At 68.5% G+C, this 18882-nt stretch carries 15 protein-coding genes; 13 read left to right on the top strand and 2 right to left on the bottom strand.

All coding sequences use genetic code 11. From position 1 onward, the window contains the following. Window positions 1-44: 44 nt before the first annotated feature. From ACKY0X_RS21635 to ACKY0X_RS21620, 4 genes are read left to right on the top strand one after another with little or no spacing between them, the layout of a single operon-like run. Complete coding sequence (locus tag ACKY0X_RS21635) at window positions 45-836, top strand: lysophospholipid acyltransferase family protein (protein WP_409427654.1); 792 nt, start codon at window positions 45-47, stop codon at window positions 834-836. A gap of 7 nt (window positions 837-843) precedes the next feature. After that, the gene (locus tag ACKY0X_RS21630) at window positions 844-1620 is read left to right on the top strand and encodes a lysophospholipid acyltransferase family protein (protein ID WP_409427653.1); all 777 of its coding nucleotides are present in this window, start codon (window positions 844-846) and stop codon (window positions 1618-1620) included. 3 nt (window positions 1621-1623) lie between these two features. After that, complete coding sequence (locus ACKY0X_RS21625; protein WP_409427652.1) at window positions 1624-2418, top strand: lysophospholipid acyltransferase family protein; 795 nt, start codon at window positions 1624-1626, stop codon at window positions 2416-2418. Then, complete coding sequence (locus ACKY0X_RS21620; protein WP_409427651.1) at window positions 2418-3248, top strand: HAD family hydrolase; 831 nt, start codon at window positions 2418-2420, stop codon at window positions 3246-3248. The genes ACKY0X_RS21625 and ACKY0X_RS21620 overlap by 1 nt, the downstream gene beginning before the upstream one ends. Before the next feature lie 16 nt (window positions 3249-3264). Here the strand turns inward: ACKY0X_RS21620 and ACKY0X_RS21615 are convergent, their stop codons facing one another. After that, window positions 3265-4986, bottom strand: a complete 1722-nt coding sequence (locus ACKY0X_RS21615) for an N-acetylmuramoyl-L-alanine amidase (protein ID WP_409427650.1) — start codon at window positions 4984-4986, stop codon at window positions 3265-3267. Between the two features lie 170 nt (window positions 4987-5156). After that, window positions 5157-6065, bottom strand: coding sequence for a hypothetical protein (locus ACKY0X_RS21610; protein WP_409427649.1), 909 nt, complete (start codon window positions 6063-6065; stop codon window positions 5157-5159). A 289-nt stretch (window positions 6066-6354) separates the two neighbouring features. On the opposite strand from ACKY0X_RS21610, the gene glf reads away from it, so the two are divergent. From glf to fadD32, 9 genes are all read left to right on the top strand, one after another. Continuing rightward, the gene (gene glf / locus ACKY0X_RS21605) at window positions 6355-7557 is read left to right on the top strand and encodes a UDP-galactopyranose mutase (RefSeq protein WP_409429736.1); all 1203 of its coding nucleotides are present in this window, start codon (window positions 6355-6357) and stop codon (window positions 7555-7557) included. After that, window positions 7554-9449, top strand: a complete 1896-nt coding sequence (locus tag ACKY0X_RS21600; protein WP_409427648.1) for a glycosyltransferase — start codon at window positions 7554-7556, stop codon at window positions 9447-9449. The genes glf and ACKY0X_RS21600 overlap by 4 nt, the downstream gene beginning before the upstream one ends. Then, window positions 9446-10018 carry a phosphatase PAP2 family protein gene (locus tag ACKY0X_RS21595; RefSeq protein WP_409427647.1) on the top strand — a complete coding sequence of 191 codons (573 nt, stop codon included), beginning with the start codon at window positions 9446-9448 and terminating at the stop codon, window positions 10016-10018. Before ACKY0X_RS21600 ends, ACKY0X_RS21595 begins: the two co-directional genes overlap by 4 nt. Further along, window positions 10015-10938 (top strand): decaprenyl-phosphate phosphoribosyltransferase, encoded by a 924-nt coding sequence (locus tag ACKY0X_RS21590; protein ID WP_409427646.1) that lies wholly within the window; start codon window positions 10015-10017, stop codon window positions 10936-10938. The genes ACKY0X_RS21595 and ACKY0X_RS21590 overlap by 4 nt, the downstream gene beginning before the upstream one ends. Further along, complete coding sequence (gene zomB, locus ACKY0X_RS21585; RefSeq protein ID WP_409427645.1) at window positions 10916-12940, top strand: flagellar motor control protein ZomB; 2025 nt, start codon at window positions 10916-10918, stop codon at window positions 12938-12940. Before ACKY0X_RS21590 ends, zomB begins: the two co-directional genes overlap by 23 nt. Window positions 12941-13228: 288 nt before the next feature. Further along, window positions 13229-14221, top strand: a complete 993-nt coding sequence (locus ACKY0X_RS21580) for an esterase family protein (protein ID WP_409427644.1) — start codon at window positions 13229-13231, stop codon at window positions 14219-14221. A gap of 168 nt (window positions 14222-14389) precedes the next feature. Further along, complete coding sequence (locus tag ACKY0X_RS21575; RefSeq protein WP_082981063.1) at window positions 14390-15283, top strand: esterase family protein; 894 nt, start codon at window positions 14390-14392, stop codon at window positions 15281-15283. Window positions 15284-15645: 362 nt separating this feature from the next. Beyond that, a complete protein-coding gene (locus tag ACKY0X_RS21570; protein ID WP_409429735.1) occupies window positions 15646-16602 on the top strand; it encodes a cutinase family protein in 957 nt (318 codons plus the stop codon). A gap of 345 nt (window positions 16603-16947) precedes the next feature. Next, window positions 16948-18858: a long-chain-fatty-acid--AMP ligase FadD32 gene (gene fadD32 / locus ACKY0X_RS21565; protein WP_409427643.1), complete on the top strand. Its 1911-nt coding sequence runs from the start codon at window positions 16948-16950 to the stop codon at window positions 18856-18858. The last annotated feature ends 24 nt before the right edge of the window (window positions 18859-18882 follow it).

Raw genomic sequence — 18882 nt, 5'->3', positions numbered from 1 at the left:
CTTACCGGCGGCCGAGGCGGTGTCATCGCCTAGGCTTGAGTGCTGTGGAGGCTTGGTACGGCGGTGTCGCCGCCGCTGCGCGAACGCTGTGGCGCTATGAGGGTCTGAAGATCACCGTCACCGGCCGGGAGCACATTCCCGCCACCGGCGGCGCGGTGGTCGCGATCAACCACACCGGCTATTTCGACTTCTTGTTCGCCGGAGTGGCCTCCTACGACGCGAAACCACGGCGTTGGGTGCGCTTCATGGCCAAGAAGGAGACCTTCGACAACCGCTTCACCGGCCCGATCATGCGAGGCTGCAAGCACATCGCGGTGGATCGCAGCCAGGGCGCGGAGTCCTATGCCGCCGCGGTCTCCAAGCTGAAGGCCGGCGAACTGGTCGGGGTCTATCCGGAGGCGACCATCAGTCGCAGCTTCGAGCTCAAGGAGTTCAAAAGCGGCGCCGCACGGATGGCGATCGAGGCGCAGGTGCCGATCATCCCGCACATCGTGTGGGGCGCCCAGCGGCTGTGGACCAAGGACCACCCAAAGCAGCTGGGCCGCACCAAGGTGCCGGTCACGGTGACGATCGGTGAGCCGATACCGCCCACGCTCCCGGTCGACGAACTGCGTGCGCTGCTGCAGGCCCGGATGCAGCACCTGCTCGAACAGGCGCAGGACTCCTATCCCGACGACCATCCCGGCGGTGCCTTCTGGGTGCCGCGGAGCCTGGGTGGCAGCGCCCCCACGCCCGCTGAGGCGCTCGAACTCGACGCCGCCGAAGCGGTGCGCAGAGCCGAGGAGCGGTCCGCCCGGCAGAAGAAGCCGCCGAGCCCGACGGGTGCCGCGGAGTAGCGCGGACATGCAGCCGGTCTTTCGAGCGCTGGAACTCACTGCACTGAGCGCGGTGAGGATTGCCGGGGCACGGGTCGACTACCTCGGCCTGGAATACATCCCGGCTGAAGGCGGTGCGGTGATCGCGATCAACCACACCGGCTACGTGGACTTCCTGCCCGCGGGGCTGGCGGCGTATCACCGCGGCCGCCGGATGCGGTTCATGATCAAGGCCGAAATGCAGCAGGTGCGGCTGGTCAATTACCTGATCCACCACACCGGGACCATCCCGGTGGACCGTGGGGCCGGCGCCGACGCCTACCAGCACGCGGTCACCGCGTTGCGTGCCGGCGAAGTGGTGGGCGTCTACCCCGAAGCCACCATCAGCCGCAGCTTCGAGCTCAAGGAATTCAAATCCGGGGCGGCCCGCATGGCCCTAGAGGCGCAGGTGCCGATCGTCCCGCTGATCGTCTGGGGTGCCCACCGGCTGTGGACCAAGGATCACCCGAGGGCGCGGTTGGTGCGCAGCAAGATTCCGATCACCGTCATGGCGGGCGAACCGCTGGCCCCCTCCGGTGACGCCGCCGCGCTCAGTGCCCGATTACGCGAGCGAATGGCGCCGCTGCTGGCTCAGGTTCAGCAGGACTACCCGCACCCCGCCGGCGAGTTCTGGGTGCCCCGGCGACTCGGCGGGGGCGCGCCCACCCCCGACGAGGCTAGGGTTTTAGAAGAGCAGGAGCTGGCGGAACGGATGCGCAAGCGCGCGGGCGACCGCCGGCCCGACCCATCTGGCACGGAGCAGTAGAGCATGGCAGAACCCTTCTTCCGGGCCCTGGAGATCGTGGTTCCGCGGCTGGCGAATGCCAACGGGCCGCACGTCACCTTCGACGGCCTGGAGAACATTCCCGAGCACGGCGGGGCGGTACTCGCCGTCAACCACACCAGCTACCTGGATTGGTACCCGGCCTCGATCGCGGCCCTACAGCGGCGTCGCCGGCTGCGGTTCATGATCAAGGCCGAGATGACCGAGGTCCCGGTGGTCAACTACGTGATCAAGCACATCAAGTTGATCCCGGTCGACCGCTCCGCGGGGGCCGGCGCCTACGACGAAGCGGTGGCGCGGTTGCGGCAAGGTGAGCTGATCGGTCTGAATCCGGAGGCCACCATCAGCCGCAGCTTCGAGTTGCGGGAATTCAAGACGGGGGCTGCCCGGATGGCCCACAGCGCGGGGGTTCCGCTTATCCCGGTCATCGTCTGGGGAATCCACCGGGTCTGGACAAAAGACCACCCGAAGCATCTGTGGCGCAACCATATTCCGGTGCTGGCGAAGATCGGTGAGCCGATGGCTGCCGGCGCTGATGTGGCGGCGACCACCACTGCGTTGAGGAACACGATGGCGGCGATGCTCGAAGCGGCGCAACTGGAATACCCGCATCCGGCGGGGGCGTACTGGGTGCCGCGCCGGCTGGGCGGCAGCGCGCCCACCATGGCCGAAGCGTTAGAGCTGCGGGCAGCTGAGCTGGCCGAGCGTGATCGCAAACGTATTGAGCAGGCCCAGGGCGGACGGCTGCGGCGGACCCTGGCCGAACGGAGTTCGCGCTGATGCAGCCGCACGGCGGACCGCCCGCGCTGATCGCCAGCGACGTCGACGGCACCCTGCTCGACGACACCGAGAACATCACCGCGCGGACGCGTGACGCGGTGCATGCAGCGGTGGACTCCGGCGCCCGCTTCGTACTGGCGACCGGACGCCCGCCGCGGTGGATCGCACCGGTGGTCGACGCGCTCGGGTTCGCCCCGATGGCGGTGTGTGCCAACGGTGCGGTGCTCTACGACCCGGCCACCGACCGGGTGGTCTCGGCCCGCACGCTCTCGGCGGACAGTCTGGTCAAGCTGGCGGAGGTGGTCGGCCGCGCCATTCCGGGGGCGGGTCTGGCCGTGGAGCGTATCGGCGAGAGCGCGCACGACGCGGCCACCCCGCAGTTCGTCAGCTCGCCGGGTTACGAACACGCCTGGCTCAACCCGGACAACACCGAGGTGTCTTTCGAGGATCTGCTGTCGCAGCCGGCGATCAAGCTGTTGATCCGCAAGGCGGGGATGTCCAGTGCCGCGATGGCGGAGCAGCTGCAGGCCCACATCGGCACGGCCGCGGAGCTGACCTACTCCACCAACAACGGGCTGATCGAGGTGGTGCCGGCGGGCATCACCAAGGCCAGCGGCATCGAGGAGCTGATCGCGCCGCTGGGCATCGGCATCGAGCAGGTGGTGGCGTTCGGGGATATGCCCAACGACGTGCCGATGCTGGTGCGTGCCGGACACGGCGTGGCGATGGGCAACGCCCATCCCGACGTGCTGGCGGCGGCCGCTGAGATCACCACACCTAACACCGACGACGGCCTGGCGCGGGTATTGGAGCGGATCTTCCTGCGTTGATGCAGAGCCAACCGAGCTAACCGACCGCGAACGGGTCGATCACCCGCGAGAAGCGCTCGAGCTGCACCGGCGGGCCCTCCGGGGGCGGCGGGGGCAACACCTCGGCATTGCCGTCGACGACCCGGATTACCGTCGCGTTGGCCCGGTTGTAGTTCAGGGTGCCGTGCTGGAAGTTCTGGCCCACCCACTCCGGTTCGGCGAGCTCGGCGCTGGTCGGCAGCCCGAGCACGCCACGCTCGTAACCCAGGGACGCCCAGGCGTCGTAGATGGCCCCGGTGATCGGCTGCGCGCCGGTCTCCGGCGACCAGTACACCGCGCCGTGCTCGAAGGTGGCGTACTTGGTGGACCCCTCGCCGATCGCCTCCGGCGACGTCGGGGCGCCGAGCATGCCCTCCGCACCGCCCAGTTCCATCCAGCGGGTGTGGATCGCGCCGCCCTCCATCACCCGGGCGAGGTCTTCCGGCCCGGGCGGTTCGTTGAACCGGGCGGCGATCTCCCGAATCTCGTTGAGTGCGACGTAGCCCTGCTCGCCGGGGCACTCGGTCGCGTCGAGGTCACGGTGGCCGATGATCGAGGGCAGCATCAGTGACGCACCGCGCGGAAAGTGGGTGAACGAGCCGCCGGCGGAGACCAGCTGGGTGGTACCGCGCGGATCGGTGCGGTCCAGACCCAACCGCCAGCCCAACAACCGGCCGACGGTCTCGAGTTGGATCGGCGGGGGAGGCGCGTCGTCGAAGGTGCCGATCATCGACACCCCCCAGGTGTTGCTGTTGAACCCGCCGGCGTGGCTGCCCATGATGCCCCGGGTCAGGCCGCCGGCCCGGCCCTCGAAAACCTGGCCGTACTTGTCCACCAGCGCGTTGTAGCCGATGTCGCACCAGCCCAGGGTGCGGGTGTGATAGGCGTAGATCGCCCGGATGATCTCCGCGGAGTCTTCGGGGGCGTAGTCGTTGGAGCCCGCGGTGTGGTGCACCACGGCCGCGTGGACCGGGCCGCTCTCCACCGGTTTGCCGCACCGGCCGTAGGCGCCCGCGCCCCAGTGGCTGCGCGGAATGATGTTGGGGGGCTGGCCCGGGCCCAGCACCGCTTTGGGCGGTTGCCACTGCGCGTCGGCCGGGGCTTTGGGCGGCGTGATCAGCACCGCTGAGACGTTCTGGGCGAAGGGTTGTGCGGCGGTGGCCGGCACATAACCGAGATCGCCCGGGGCGGAGTTCTTGGGGGCCGACTCCGACTTGGTGGGGGAGCCCTTGGGGGTGGCCGGCCCTTTGGCCTTGGGCTTGGGTTGAGCCGGATCGCCGGTTCGGGTCACCGCGATCTGTACCGCCGTGGTCCGGCCGACGAACACCGGCTCGGTCCCGTCCGGACCGGGAGCGGGCGCATCGGCCGCCCGCGGGCCCGGTGTCTCCTGCTTGGTCTCGTGCGCGGTCGCATACCAGGGCCCCCAGGTCCCGTCGGCGCGCTTGGCGCGAATCCGCGCCGAAGTACCGCTCAGGTCGGCCCCGGTGAGCGCGACCATGGTGAACGGTTCGTCCTGGGTGATCTCGCGGACGGTGATGCCCGGTTCCAGGTTTGGCAGCGGCTGCTGGTTCAGCTTGGTCGCGGCAGCGCTGGGGGGCTTCTCTGAGGCATCGATCGATTTGAAGCCCGACCCGGAGTTCAACGCCCACGGCAGGATCAGCACGGTCACGAGAGACGCGGTCAGCTTGATCGTCGGCGGGGGACGACGACGGGTTGGCACGTGCTGATGTTACGTATGTGTCATGTGTTGTTGGTGATGCGACACGCGTCCGCCGGCGCCGGCCGTTTCCCCGGCATTGTTAACGGCACCGCAGAGTCTTCCGGTGCCCGCCGGGTGCGGGCTGACTCTGCGGTGCCGTCGGGGCGGAACAGCTCCGCTGTTGTGTCTCGTTACGGCAGCGGCGGGGCCGGGGCGGCAACTGCCGGTCCGGCGCCCTGCGCGGCCTGTGCGATGGACGGGATCACCACACCCTTGAGCAGGTCGATGGCCTGTCCGGCACCCAGCTGGTTGGCAGCGCTCATCAGGTCGCTGACGAGCCCGCCCTTCTCCTCCGGCATGCCCAGGGACGGGTCGCCAAGGATCGGGTAGGTGCCGTCCAGGCCGGGGTCCAGGCCCACCGGCGAGGTGAGCGGCAGGCCGTCGGACCCGAGCAGGCCGGTGTCCGGGCTGGTCAACCCTGGGCTGGTCAATCCCGGGCTGGTCAACGGGCTGGTCAGACCGGGGCTGGTCAACGGGCTGGTCAGGCCGGGGCTGGTCAATCCCGGGCTGGTCAAGCCGGAATCGGTCAGCGGCGGCGTGGTCAGGCCGGGCGCCGTCAGTCCGGGCGTGGTCAGGCCGGATGTGGTGGACACACCGGGCGTGCCCAGCGGCGGCGTCGACAGCGACGGCGTGGTCAGCGACGGGTCGGTGAGCCCCGGCGTGCCCAGCCCGGGCGAGGTGAGCCCCGTTGTGCCCAGCGACGGGTCGGTGAGGCCCGGCGTGCCCAGGCCCGGTGAGGTCAGGCCGGGGTACATCCCGGTCGAGGCCCCGGGGTACATCCCGGTCGAGGCGGCTCCGTTGCCGAAGCCGGGCACCGGAGGAAGGTTCACCCCGAACTGGGACAGGCCCTGGGTCAGGGCGGTGATCAGCTCACTGGGCAGGTCGGCCACGGACGAAGCCGCGACGAAGTCGTGGTGCTGGGGCGCGCTGCTGCGGGCGGCCAGCTCGGATACTGCGACAACTGCGAACGGACTCGCGACCGCCAGGGCGGCGACTGCGCTCATGGTTGTCGAGAGCCTGCGTCGACGTCGGTTCGGCACGGAAGTCTCCTCAATATGTTTTGCCGTCGGGCCCCGCATCTTCGCGGGGCCATCGTGGCGCTCACTGCACTTGCATCTGTCCTACGTGACCGACGGTACGCGTGTGACTCGTGTGAAAAGAGTGACGAGATCGAATCGTGAGGAAACTGCTATCAACCCTTCCTCGGCGTGCGGAGACGGTCCTGAGGTCGCCAGATCGCCGCGCTGCCGGGAATCGGCGGGCGATAGTCAAGGTGCAAGCGGGGACGGCGGGGCGCCGACGATGCGCGCGGGCGCTGGTCGGCTACCCTTGGCGCCGATGACCGCTCGTTTTGACCTCTTTGTCGTGGGTTCCGGATTCTTCGGCCTGACCATCGCCGAGCGCGCAGCCACGCAGCTCGGCAAGCGCGTTCTCGTCGTCGAGAAACGCCCCCACATCGGCGGCAACGCCTACTCCGAAGCCGAACCGCAGACCGGCATCGAGGTCCACAAGTACGGTGCGCACCTATTCCATACCTCTAATAAGAGGGTCTGGGACTACGTGCGACAGTTCACCGAGTTCACCGGTTACCAGCACCGGGTGTTCGCCATGCACGACGGTCAGGCCTACCAGTTCCCGATGGGCCTGGGTCTGGTGTCGCAGTTCTTCGGACGCTATTTCACCCCCGACGAAGCCCGGGCGCTCATCAAAGAGCAGGCTGCCGAGATCGACACCGCCGACGCGCAGAACCTCGAGGAGAAGGCGATCAGCCTGATCGGCCGCCCGCTGTACGAGGCGTTCGTCAAGGACTACACCGCCAAGCAGTGGCAGACCGACCCCAAGGAACTGCCGGCGGCCAACATCACCCGGCTGCCAGTGCGCTACACCTTCGACAACCGGTACTTCAACGACACCTACGAGGGCCTGCCGGTCGACGGCTACACCGCGTGGCTGGAGAACATGGCGGCCGACGAGCGCATCGAGGTCCGGCTCGACACCGACTGGTTCGACGTCCGCGACGAGCTCCGCGAAGCGAACCCGGGGGCTCCCGTTGTCTATACCGGGCCGCTGGACCGCTACTTCGACTACGCCGAGGGCAAGCTCGGCTGGCGCACCCTGGACTTCGAGCTCGAAGTTCTCGACACCGGAGACTTCCAGGGCACGCCGGTGATGAATTACAACGACGGCGACGTGCCGTTCACCCGCATCCACGAGTTCCGGCACTTCCACCCGGAGCGGGACTACCCGGCCGACAAGACGGTGATCATGCGCGAGTACTCGCGTTTCGCCGACGACGCCGACGAGCCCTACTACCCGATCAACACCGAGGCCGACCGGGCGGTGCTGACGTCCTACCGGGCGCGCGCCAAGGCCGAGACGGACACCGCGAAGGTGCTGTTCGGTGGGCGGCTGGGCACCTACCAATATCTGGACATGCACATGGCCATCGCCAGTGCGTTGAACATGTACGACAACATCCTGGCGCCGCACCTGTCCGACGGGGTGCCGCTGGGGGAGGGCAGTAAGGCATGACCGACACTTCGCGCGCGGTGAGCCGGCTTTCGCGGATCATCCTGCCACGCCAGGGCGAGCCGCTGGATGTGCGCAAGCTCTACATCGAGGAATCCGAGACCAACAGCCGACGGGCACACCCGCTCACCCGCACCAGCCTGGAGATCGGCGAGGAGTCCGAAGTCTCGTTCGCCACGTACTTCAACGCCTTCCCGGCGTCCTACTGGCGTCGCTGGTCGATCGTCGAATCGGTGGTGCTGCAGCTGGAGCTGACCGGGGCCGGGCGCGTCGATGTCTACCGCTCCAAGGCGACCGGTGCGCGTATCGCCGTGGACGGCAAGCCTTTCGGGTCGGTCGAAAACAGTGACACCCCGACGGTGGTGGAATTCGAGATTGGTCTGCAGCCGTTCGAGGACGGTGGCTGGATCTGGTTCGACATCACCACCGACACCGCGGTCACGCTGGACCGCGGCGGCTGGTACGCCCCGATCGAGGCGCCCAGCCGGGCCGACATCGCCGTGGGCATCCCGACCTTCAACCGGCCCGACGACTGCGTCAACGCGCTGCTCGCGCTGACCTCCGACCCCGACGTCGACGAGGTGATCAGCGCGGTCATCGTGCCCGACCAGGGCACCCGCAAGGTTCGCGACCACCCCGGCTTCGCCGCGGCCGCCGCCGGTCTGGGAGATCGGCTGTCGATACACAACCAGCCCAACCTCGGCGGGTCCGGTGGCTACAGCCGGGTCATGTACGAGGCGCTGAAGAACACCGGCTGCGAACAGATCCTGTTCATGGACGACGACATCCGCATCGAGCCGGACTCGATCCTGCGGGCGCTGGCACTGAACCGCTTCGCCAAGACGCCGACCCTGATCGGCGGGCACATGCTCAACCTGCAGGAACCCTCGCACCTGCACATCATGGGTGAGGTCGTCGACTCGGGCGTGTTCATGTGGACCAACGCCCCGCACACCGAGTACGACCACAACTTCGCCACCGACTCGCTGGCCGAGTCTCCGGACCTGCACCGGCGCATCGACGTCGACTTCAACGGCTGGTGGATGTGCATGATCCCGCGCGCCGTTGCCGAGGAGATCGGCCAGCCGATCCCGTCGTTCATCAAGTGGGACGACGCCGAGTACGGGATCCGGGCCGGCGAGCACGGCTACCCGACCGTCACCCTGCCCGGAGCGGCGATCTGGCACATGGCCTGGAGCGACAAAGACGACGCGATCGACTGGCAGGCGTACTTCCACCTGCGCAACCGGCTCATGGTGGCGGCGCTGCACTGGGACGGCAACATCTCCGGACTGATCCGCAGCCACCTCAAGGCAACCCTGAAACACCTTGCCTGCCTGGAGTACTCGACGGTCGCCGTGCAGAACAAGGCGCTGGACGACTTCATGGCAGGCCCCGAGCACATCTTCTCGATCCTGGAGTCGGCGCTGCCCGACATCCACGCGCTCCGCAAGACCTATCCCGACGCGGTGGTGCTGCCGGCGGCCAGTGAGCTGCCTGCCCCGTCGCAGCGGCGCAAGCCGATGCGGCCCCCGGTGCAGCCGCTGTCCATCGGCTACCGCCTGGCCCGCGGCATCCTGCACAACCTCAAGGCCACCGAGCCGGAGCACCATCGGCGCCCGCAGCTCAACGTGCCGACCCAGGACGCCCGCTGGTTCCTGCTGTGCACCCAGGACGGCGTCACCGTCACCACCGCCGACGGACGCGGTGTGGTCTACCGGCAGCGTGACCGGGAGAAGATGTTCGCGCTGCTGCGCGAATCGTTGCGCCGCCAATACGAATTGGCGCGCCGGTTCGACACCCTGCGCCGGACCTACCGCCGGGCATTGCCCACGCTGGCAAGCAAACAGCAGTGGGAGACGGTGCTGCTTCCCGACGGTGCCACGTCGGCATGACCGAACTCGGTAGCGCCCCCGACCGCATGAATCTGGACGATTCGGTACCCCCGCACGGCGAGGATGCCGTGCTGGTCGGGGTGCAGTCGGCACTGACCGGTCGGCCCGGCGTGCTGCCGGTGGCCCGGGCAATGTCGCACTTCGGTGAGCACAGCCTGGGCTGGCTGGCGGTAGCGGCGCTCGGCGCCCTGCTCCAGCCGCAGCGGCGCCGCAGCTGGCTGCTTGCCGGCGCCGGAACATTTGCCGCGCACGCCGCCGCGGTGATCATCAAACGCATCGTGCGCCGCAAACGCCCGCACCACCCGGCGATCGCGATCAATGTCGGCACGCCCAGTGCCTTGAGCTTCCCCTCGGCGCACGCCACCTCCACCGCGGCCGCGGCCATCCTGCTGGGCCGCGCGGCCGGCCTGCGGCGTGGAGCCCTGCCGACGGCGCTGGTGCCGCCGATGGCGCTGTCGCGCATGGTGCTCGGGGTGCACTATCCCAGTGATGTTGCCGCCGGCGCGCTGATCGGCGCCGCCGTCGCCGCAGCCGCGATCCGTCTGGACAACTCTGGAGACTCGGCATGAGCGCAGAAACGCAAGATCGCACGTCGGAGCTCGGCCCGCCGGCCAACCTGCTCTCCGGGGTGATCAAGGCCATGCGGCCTCGCCAGTGGGTGAAGAACGTCCTGGTGGTCGCGGCCCCGCTGGCGGCGCTCGGTGGCGGAGTCCACTACGACTACGCCGACCTGGCCCGCAAGTCGCTGATCGCGTTCGTCGCATTCAGCCTGGCGGCCTCGGCGATCTACCTGGTCAACGATGCCCGTGATGTGGAAGCCGACCGGGCGCATCCCACCAAGCGATTCCGGCCGATCGCGGCCGGCGTGCTGCCGGTGAGCCTGGCCTACATCCTGGCGGTGCTACTGGGCCTTGCCTCCCTGGGCAGCGCCTGGTGGCTGACCCCGAACCTGTCGCTGGTGATGGCCATCTATCTGGCCATGCAGCTGGCCTACTGTTTCGGTCTCAAACACCAAGCGGTGCTGGATATCTGCATCGTGTCGTCGGCATACCTGCTGCGGGCTATTGCCGGCGGAGTGGCTGCCAGCATCCCGCTGTCGCAGTGGTTCCTGTTGGTGATGGCGTTCGGGTCGCTGTTCATGGTGGCCGGCAAGCGCTACGCCGAGAAGCAGTTGGCCGAACAGACCGGGGCCAAGATCCGTAAGTCGCTGGAGAACTACACCGCCACCTATCTACGGTTCGTCTGGACGGCGTCGGCGACCGCGATGTTGGTCTGTTACAGCCTGTATGCGTTCGAACGCGACAGCGGTTCGGGCTCGTGGTTCGCGGTATCGATCATTCCGATCGTCATCGGAGTCCTGCGTTACGCGGTCGATGTCGACGGCGGCATGGCCGGCGAAGCCGAGGACATCCTGCGTCGTGACCGGGTGCTACAACTGGCGGCGTTGGCCTGGATCGGAACCATCGGTGCTGCCGTCGCCTTCGGCTAGCTCGGCCCGGGGGGCCACGAGCGGCAGAGCGCCGGACCCCCGGGTCCGGCCGCTGGGCTGGCCCGCGGTCTCCTACAGCCCTTCGGTGCGGTTGAGCTCGTGGGCCGGCGTAGCGGTGGTGCTGCTGATGTTCGGCATCGGCGCGTGGCGGCGGCGCTGGATCTCCGACGACGGCCTGATCGTGCTGCGCACCGTGCGCAACCTGCTGGCCGGCAACGGCCCGGTGTTCAACGTCGGGGAGCGCGTAGAGGCCAATACCTCTACGGCCTGGACGTATCTGATGTATCTCGGCAGCTGGCTCGGTGGGCCGGTGCGAATGGAATATGTGGCGTTGGTCTTCGCGCTGGTGCTGAGCCTGGCCGGAGTGGCGATGCTGATGCTGGGCGCCGCCCGGCTCTTCGCGCCGGGACTGCAGGGTCGCCGCGCGCTGCTGCTGCCGGCCGGGGCGCTGGTCTACATCGCGATTCCCCCGGCCCGTGACTTCGCCACCTCCGGCCTGGAGGCCGGCCTGGTGCTGGCCTACCTGGGGCTGCTGTGGTGGATGCTGGTCTGCTGGTCCCAGGCGCTGCGGATGCCCCGATCCCGTGCTCGCGGAACCCTTTTCACCGGATGTCTGGCGTTCGTGGCCGGTTGCAGCGTGCTGGTCCGCCCCGAATTGGCCCTCATCGGCGGCGGCGCGCTGATCATGCTGTTGATCTCGGCACGGGAGTGGCGGCCCCGCGCGCTGATCCTGGTGGCCGGTGGCGCGCTGCCGGTGGCGTATCAGATCTTCCGGATGGGTTACTACGCCCTGCTGGTGCCGGGGACCGCGCTGGCCAAAGACGCGGCGGGCGACAAGTGGTCGCAGGGCATGATCTACCTGGCCAACTTCAACGCCCCCTACGCGCTGTGGGTGCCCGCCGTGTTGTTGGTGGCGCTCGGCGCGGCACTGTGGGTGGGCGCCGCGGTGCGTTACCGGCCGCGCCGGCCGGTGCCGCCCGGCGTCGGCCCGTGGGCCCGGCTGGTGCAGAGCCCCGGCGCGGTGGTCTGTTTCTTCGTGTTCAGCGGTCTGCTGCAGGCGGCCTACTGGGTGCGTCAGGGCGGCGACTTCATGCACGGGCGGGTGCTGTTGGCGCCGCTGTTCTGCATGCTGGCCCCGGTGGCGGTCATTCCGGTGCTGCTGCCCGACGGCGCGCGCTACCGCCGGGAAGCCGGCTACCCGCTCAGTGGTGCCGTCGGTCTGCTGTGGCTGGCGGTGGCCGGATGGGCGCTGTGGGCGGCCAACTCCCCGGGGATGGGCGATGACGCGACTCGCGTCACCTACTCCGGGATCGTCGACGAGCGCCGGTTCTACTCCCAGGCAACCGGCAACGCCCACCCGCTGACCGCCGCGGACTACCTCGGCTATCCGCGGATGCGCGCGGTGTTGACCACAATCGCCGCCACCCCCGACGGGGCGCTGCTGCTGCCGTCGGGCAACTACGACCAGTGGGACGTGGTGCCGGTCATCCTGCCGGTGCCCCCGGGCATCGGCGTTCCGACCGATCCCGATCCGGGCGACACCGGGCCGCACACTGTCTTCTTCACCAACATGGGCATGTTGGGGATGAACACCGGTCTGGACGTTCGAGTGCTGGACCAGATCGGGTTGATCAACCCGATCGCGGCGCACACCGAGCGGTTGGAACATGGCCGGATCGGCCACGACAAGGACCTGTTCCGGGACTGGGTGGTGGCCGACGGGCCGTGGGTCAAGTGGTACCCGCTGATCCCGCCCTACCTGGACCAGGACTGGATCGCCCAGGCGGAGGCGGCCATGCGCTGCCCCGACACCGCGGCGGTGCTGGGCTCGGTGCGTGCGCCGATGGGCCCGCGCCGGTTCCTGTCCAACGTGTTGCACTCGCCCGGCTTCACCCGCTACCGGATCGAGCGAGTCCCGCGCGACGAATTGATCCGCTGCGGACTGGCCGTGCCCGAACCGACCCGACCGACCTATACCGGGATGCCGCCTGAGCTCCCCTGACTGTCTGGTGCCGGGCCGACTCGAAAATTGTGACCGACGTCATTCTCCGGGCCCGGCAGCTACCCGCCTTGCCGGGTCTCACCGGCCGGTATGCCCACATGGGCGCAGGACGCCGACTGTCACAAAATCCGGTCACAGCCCGGGTAGCGGGCCCCGCGATGGAACCCGGGGCCCTCGATCGCGAGTGTTTTGTGGTTGACTACACCGGCACTGTTGCGTTGGTACGCACAGATCGGGTCCGACTCGGGCCACGCTATGAGCAAAGTACGGCACAACGAACGAATGAGGATGCCAAGGATGAAGCTGCTTGACAGGTTGATGGTCGCCGCCGGTGGCGCGGCCCTGCTGGCGGGACTGGTCGGTGTCGTCGGTGGTACCCCGGAGGCGAGCGCGTTCTCCCGGCCGGGTCTGCCGGTCGAGTACCTGCAGGTGCCTTCGGCGGGTATGGGTCGTGACATCAAGGTCCAGTTCCAGAGCGGTGGTCAGGGTTCCCCGGGCCTGTACCTGCTCGACGGCATGCGGGCCCAGGACGACTTCAACGGCTGGGACATCAACACCCCGGCGTTCGAGTGGTACCTGAACTCGGGCATCTCGGTGATCATGCCGGTCGGTGGCCAGTCCAGCTTCTACAGCGACTGGTACAAGCCGGCTTGCGGCAAGGCGGGCTGCTCCACCTACAAGTGGGAGACCTTCCTCACCAGCGAGCTGCCGGCCTACCTGGCCTCGGAGTACGGCGTGAGCCAGAGCCGCAACGCCGCGGTCGGTCTGTCGATGGCCGGTTCGTCGGCGCTGACGCTGGCGATCTACCACCCCAACCAGTTCACCTACGCGGGTTCGCTGTCGGGTTACCTGAACCCGTCCACCGGTAAGGGCTGGATCGGCCTGTCGATGGGTGACGCCGGCGGCTACAAGAAGAACGACATGTGGGGCGACGACAACGACCCGGCATGGTTGCGCAACGACCCGACGGTCAACGTCGACAAGCTGGTGGCCAACAACACCCGCCTGTGGGTCTTCTGCGGTAACGGCAAGGCCAACGAGCTGGGTGGCGACAACATCCCGGCCGTGTTCCTCGAGCAGAACTTCATGATCGGTGCGAACAAGAAGTTCCAGGAGCTCTACACCGCGGCCGGCGGCAACAACGCCATCTTCAACTTCCCGGAGTACGGCACGCACAGCTGGGAGTACTGGGGCCAGCAGCTGCAGGCCATGAAGCCGGACCTGCAGAGCCACCTGGGTGCTACCCCGGGCGGCGGCGCGAGCAGCAGCTCGGGCGAGTAGTCCAGCACGCTAGAGATGTACCGCCGACGGCGGCGACCTTCGGGTCGCCGCCGTCGGTCGTTTCCTGCCCTGCCCACTAGTGCCGTGTGATTGACTACCTCCCGGAGTCTGGGCGCGCGACCAGCGGGTGGAACCATCGGAGAATCTGTGCCGACGAGCGAGGTGGATATGAGCGGACTGTCGAAGTTGCTGCGGGCGCTGTGTGTGGCCGTGCTGATGCTGGGAATGTGGGGCGGGGGCACGATCGTCGGCTCCACCGCTCATGCCGCACAGTTCGAGAACCTGATGGTCCCGTCGCCCTCGATGGGCCGCGACATCCCGGTGGCGTTCCTCAACCAGGGACCGCACGCGGTGTACCTGCTCGACGCGTTCGATGCCCACCCGGAGGTGAGCAACTGGGTGACCGCGGGCAACGCGATGAACACCCTGGCGGGTAAGGGGATCTCGGTCGTTGCCCCGGCCGGCGGCGCCTACAGCATGTACACCAACTGGGAGCAGGACGGCAGTAAGCAGTGGGACACCTTCCTGTCCAGTGAGCTGCCGGACTGGCTGGCGGCCAACCGGGGCCTGGCGCCGGGCGGGCACGCCGTGGTGGGTGCATCCCAGGGCGGTTACGGGGCACTGGCGCTGGCTACTTTCCACCCGGACCGGTTCGGCTTCGCCGGCTCGATGTCGGGCTTCCTGGGGCCGGCCAACACCACCGAGGGCGGCGTCATCGCTGCGGGCCTGCAGAACTTCGGCGGGGTGGACCCGTACGGCATGTGGGGCGCACCGCAGCTCGGCCGGTGGAAGTGGCACGACCCGACCGTGCACGCCACTCTGCTGGCGCAGAACAACACCCGGGTCTGGATCTACGCTCCGCTGGGCGGCGCTTCCAACCCGGCCGCGATGATCGGTGACCCGTCGCAGGCGGCCGGCAGCGGTCGGTACTTCAACTCGCAGTACCGCCAGGTGCGCGGCAAGAACGGGCACTTCGACTTCTCGGCCGGTGACAACGGCTGGGGATCGTGGGCGTCGCAGCTGGGCGCCATGGCCGGCGACATCGTCGGCGCGATCCGCTAGCGCGGCGGAGCCGGGCGAAGCGGGATCGCGCTTAGGCCGAGCGATCCGCTAGCGCGGCGGAGCCGGGCGAAGCGGGATCGCGCTTAGGCCGAGCGATCCGCTAGCGCGGCGGAGCCGGGCGAAGCGGGATCGCGCTTAGGCCGAGCGATCCGCTAACTTGCGTTGACTCTGCGTCCACGGCGGGAAAGTTCGAGTAACCGCCGCCCTGGACGCAGAGTCAGTGTGTGCCGTCGCCGATCTGTACCGTGAAAGGCGATATGGCCAAGAAGAAGACATCGAGAACCCCGCGCAAATCCGCGAAATCTCCTCGGAAGTCCCCAGCCAACCGGCGCCGCGTCCTCGCCTGGGTCGCCGCCGGCGCGATGGCGCTCGTGGTGGCGCTGGTGATCGTGGCGGTGGTGATCTGGATCCGCCGCCCGGCCACACCCCCGATCGCAGAGCAGCCGGGCGCGGGCGTCCCGTCGACCAGTTCGGTCCCGACGCGGACTAAAAAGCCGCGCCCGGCCTACCAGGACGCCAGCTGCCCGGATGTGCAGCTGGTGTCGGTGCCTGGCACCTGGGAGACGTCGCCCACCGATGACCCGCTGAATCCGACCCAGTTCCCGATCGCGCTGCTGCTCACCGTGACCCGCCCGATCGCCGAGCAGTTCGACGCCGCCCGGGTGCAGACCTACACGGTTCCCTACACCGCGCAGTTCCATAACCCGCTGTCAGCCGACAAGCAGATGAGCTACAACGACAGCCGCGCCGAGGGCACTCGCGCCACCATCAAGGCGCTGACCGACATGAACAACCGGTGCCCGCTGACCAGCTACGTGCTGGTCGGCTTCTCGCAGGGCGCTGTGATCGCCGGCGACGTGGCCAGCAAGATCGGCAACTGGGAGGGGCCGGTCGACGAAGACCTGGTGCTGGGCGTGACGCTGATCGCCGACGGCCGCCGCCAGACCGGCGTGGGTGTAGACGTCCCGCCGTCTCCGCCCGGTCAGGGCGCCGAGGTGACCCTGCACGAGCTGCCGATCCTGTCCGGGATGGGGCTGACTATGACCGGCGCGCGCGAGGGCGGTTTCGGCGACCTCGATAAGCGCACCAACGAGATCTGCGCGGTCGGTGACTTGGTCTGCGCGGCCCCGCAGGAGGCGTTCAGCGTCGGCAAGCTGCCGGCGACGCTGTCAACGCTGGCCGGCGGTGCTGCTCAGCCGGTGCACGCGCTGTACGGCACCACCGACGTCTGGAGCCAGGACGGCATGTCCGCAACCCAGTGGACGCTGAACTGGGCGCGTGAACTCATCGACAACGCGCCCCGTCCGCCACACGGCTGACCCGGCGGTTCAGCGAGGCTCGACGAAGGAGAGGCGAAGCTGGGACCGCTTCGTGACCCGGCGGTTCAGCGAGGCTCGACGAAGGAGAGGCGAAGCTGGGACCGCTTCGTAACCCGGAGACTGGCGTCACACGCGGTACCGTTTGATTTGGCATGGACCGCACCGACCTCTAACATTAAGAGCAATTTAAGAGCGGCGGTCCGTGGCCGCAGGGCAGCAGCGCGTCGTCGGGTGCCGGCAACCATTACCATCTGTGAGGTCCCGGGCCCGCGCGATGTAACGCAGCGGCGTGGCCACACGCGCCCGGCAGCTGACTGAACGTATGTTCGTGACAGGAGATTTTGCATGGCCCCGGCAACACAGGCCAACTACCACAACCCGTTCGTCAAGGACGGCAAGATCCGGTTCCCGGACAACGCCAACTTGGTGCGCACCGTCGAGCGCTGGGCTGCGCTGCGCGGCGACAAGGTGGCGTACCGCTTCCTGGACTACTCAACCGAGCGCGACGGCGTAGCTCGTGAGATCTCCTGGGCCGACTTCGGCGCTCGCAACCGCGCCCTGGGTGCCCGGCTGCAGCAGGTCACCGAGCCCGGCGACCGGGTGGCGATCCTGTGCCCGCAGAACCTGGACTACCTGGTGTCGTTCTTCGGGATCATGTACTCCGGCCGGATTGCCGTGCCGCTGTTCGACCCGGGCGAGCCGGGCCACGTGGGCCGGCTGCACGCGGTGCTCGACGACTGCACCCCGTCGGCAGTGCTGACCACCACCGACTCCGCCGAGGGCGTGCGCAAGTTCTTCCGCAGCCGCCCGGCCAACGCCCGGCCGCGCGTGATCGCGGTGGACGCCGTGCCCGACGAGGTGGGGTCGACCTGGGTAATGCCGGAGGCGGACCGGACCGCGGTCGCCTACCTGCAGTACACCTCCGGCTCCACCCGCACTCCGACCGGGGTGAAGATCAGCCACCTGAACCTGCCCACCAACGTCGTCCAGCTGCTGGACGCGCTCAAGGGCCGCGAGGGCGACCGTGGCGTCACCTGGCTGCCGTTCTTCCACGACATGGGCCTGGTCACCATCCTGCTGTCGTGTGTGATGGGGCAGCAGTTCACCTTCATGACCCCCGCGGCGTTCGTGCGCCGGCCCTACCGGTGGATCAAGGAGATGGCCCGCAAGGAAGGGGAGACCGGTGAGTGCTTCTCGGTGGCCCCGAACTTCGCCTTCGAGCACGCCGCGGCGCGCGGCCTGCCCAAGGAGGGCGACCCGCCGCTGGACCTGAGCAACGTCCGGGCGATCCTCAACGGCAGCGAGCCGGTATCGGCCGCCTCGGTGCGCAAGTTCAACGAGGCCTTCGGCCCGTACGGGTTCCGTGAAGAGGCGATCAAGCCGTCCTACGGACTGGCCGAAGCCACCCTTTTCGTGTCCACCACCCCGCCCGACGAGGGACCGCGCGTGGTCTACGTCGACCGCGAGGAGCTCAACAACGGCAACCGGTTCATCGAGGTTCCCGCCGACGCCCCCAACGCGGTCAGCCAGGCCTCGGCCGGCCGGGTGGCCGTGGACCAGTGGGCGGTGATCGTCGACTACGAGACCGGCGCCGAGCTGCCCGACGGCCAGATCGGCGAGATCTGGCTGCAGGGCAACAACATGGGCATCGGCTACTGGAACCGTGAGAAGGAGACCGCCGACACCTTCCACAACGTGCTCAAGTCGCGTACCAGCCCCTCACGGGCCGAGGGTTCCGACGAGAACGGCTTCTGGGTGCGTACCGGTGACTACGGCGCCTACTACCAGGACGACCTCTACATCACCGGCCGCGTCAAGGACCTGGTGATCGTGGACGGCCGCAACCACTACCCGCAGGACCTGGAGTACTCCGCGCAGGAGGCCAGCCGGGCGCTGCGGGCCGGCTACGTCGCGGCGTTCTCGGTGCCGGCCAACCAGCTGCCGCAGTCGGCCTTCGACAACCCGCACTCCGGGCTGAAGTTCGACCCCGAGGACAGCTCCGAGCAGCTGGTGATCGTCGCCGAGCGCGCCCCGGGCGCCCACAAGCTCGAATACCAGCCGATCGCCGACGACATCCGGGCGGCGATCGCGGTGCGCCACGGCGTGACCGTGCGAGACGTGCTGCTGGTGTCGGCGGGCACCGTCCCGCGTACGTCCAGCGGCAAGATCGGCCGCCGCGCCTGCCGGGCCGCCTACCTGGACGGCAGCCTGCGTGGTGGCACCACCGGCCCAAACGCCTACCCCGACGAGGTCTAACCCCAGATGAGCGAGGCTCCGCAG

The sequence above is a fragment of the Mycobacterium sp. SMC-11 genome, assembly GCF_046250095.1.
Taxonomy (GTDB): domain Bacteria; phylum Actinomycetota; class Actinomycetes; order Mycobacteriales; family Mycobacteriaceae; genus Mycobacterium; species Mycobacterium heraklionense_A.
This window is presented reverse-complemented; position numbering and strand designations above follow the sequence as displayed.